The sequence below is a fragment of the Levilactobacillus sp. LN180102 genome, from assembly GCF_050106635.1.
Lineage (GTDB): Bacteria > Bacillota > Bacilli > Lactobacillales > Lactobacillaceae > Levilactobacillus > Levilactobacillus brevis.
Map to the genome: position 1 here is coordinate 1 of NZ_JBNIIX010000047.1, position 1188 is coordinate 1188.

At 45.1% G+C, this 1188-nt stretch carries 1 protein-coding gene and 1 pseudogene; one reads left to right on the top strand and one right to left on the bottom strand.

Annotation, left to right across the window (positions count from 1 at the left end):
• Positions 1-258 precede the first annotated feature (258 nt).
• The gene (gene pcp / locus ACP4IT_RS12565) at positions 259-873 is read left to right on the top strand and encodes a pyroglutamyl-peptidase I (RefSeq protein WP_041815603.1); all 615 of its coding nucleotides are present in this window, start codon (positions 259-261) and stop codon (positions 871-873) included.
• 208 nt (positions 874-1081) lie between these two features.
• On the opposite strand, the pseudogene ACP4IT_RS12570 reads toward pcp, so the two are convergent.
• Positions 1082-1188 (bottom strand): annotated as a pseudogene (locus tag ACP4IT_RS12570) (IS30 family transposase); the annotation flags it as partial.

Genomic DNA, 1188 nt, shown 5'->3' on the forward strand with positions numbered 1-1188 from the left:
CACTCGCTTTCAATTGGTTTTCGTCGACTTGATTGTAGCACAGGGCAGTATGCCCTTTTTATTTTGTTTTGAAAAAAAGGCGTCGATGGATTTTATCCATCAACACCAAATATCATAGAGCCACCAATTTATCGGGATTACGTCCGGATTCAGTTTAAAGAATAGAAAAAAGTCCTTCGCAATGCGGAGGACTTTTTGAGTTGGGGAGTAAAAGAACGCGTATAATAACTGGCAATACAAAGAAAAGTGGGGATATGGATGAAACTATTGATAACAGGCTTTGATCCATTTGGTGGCGAAAAGACGAATCCGGCTATCGAAGCGGTTAAACGATTACCGGCGGCGATTGCTGGAGCGACGGTGGTACCGTTGGAAATCCCAACGGTGTTTGGTACTTGTGCGGAAGTCGTTCGGCAAGCTATCATAACTGAACGGCCAGATGTTGTCTTAAGTGTGGGCCAAGCCGGTGGCCGATCGGCATTAACGCCGGAACGGATTGCGATAAATTTAGATGACGGGCGGATACCAGATAATGCTGGTTTCCAGCCGGTAGATCAGCCAATTCAACCGAATGGACCAGCGGCCTATTTTACCCAGTTGCCGGTGAAAGCAATGGCCCAGGCAATTCGCCAGGCAGGTCTGCCTAGCCATGTTTCAACGACGGCAGGGACGTACGTCTGCAATCATATTATGTATCAGGTACAGCATTTGCGGGCGACGGAGTTTCCACAACTGCAAGCAGGATTTATCCATATTCCTTTTTTGCCGGAACAAGTGGTGCAACGATCTGGAGTACCTTCGTTGTCTTTGACAGATGATGTTCGCGGGCTAACGGCGGCAATTAGAGCAATTGTGATAGCTCGTGCGGATTAATTACTATACGATTATACGAAGGCTATTGGCTGTATATCGGGGTCGTTGGCATTAAGAGGGCAGCTAAATGATTACCCGGGGCAGGTATACTTCAAGCATAATAATGGATAAGCCATACAACTAATTAGCCGAATTGATACAAATGCCGATTGGTGTGGGGTGTTTCGATACCATGATTTTTCATTTTGTTTTATGGTAGATTGCAAATTTAATCCGAATTTTTGGACAAATTTGTCAGCATAACCTGATACGGTGTTTGCCAGTCGAGTATTTTAAGCGGTCGCTGGTTAATTTGGAGTAACGTCGTCGTTAAAT

Bases quoted from the DNA above. Each gene is read 5' to 3' on its own strand.
- pcp (WP_041815603.1), top strand. From the start codon at position 259: ATGAAACTATTGATAACAGGCTTTGATCCATTTGGTGGCGAAAAGACG.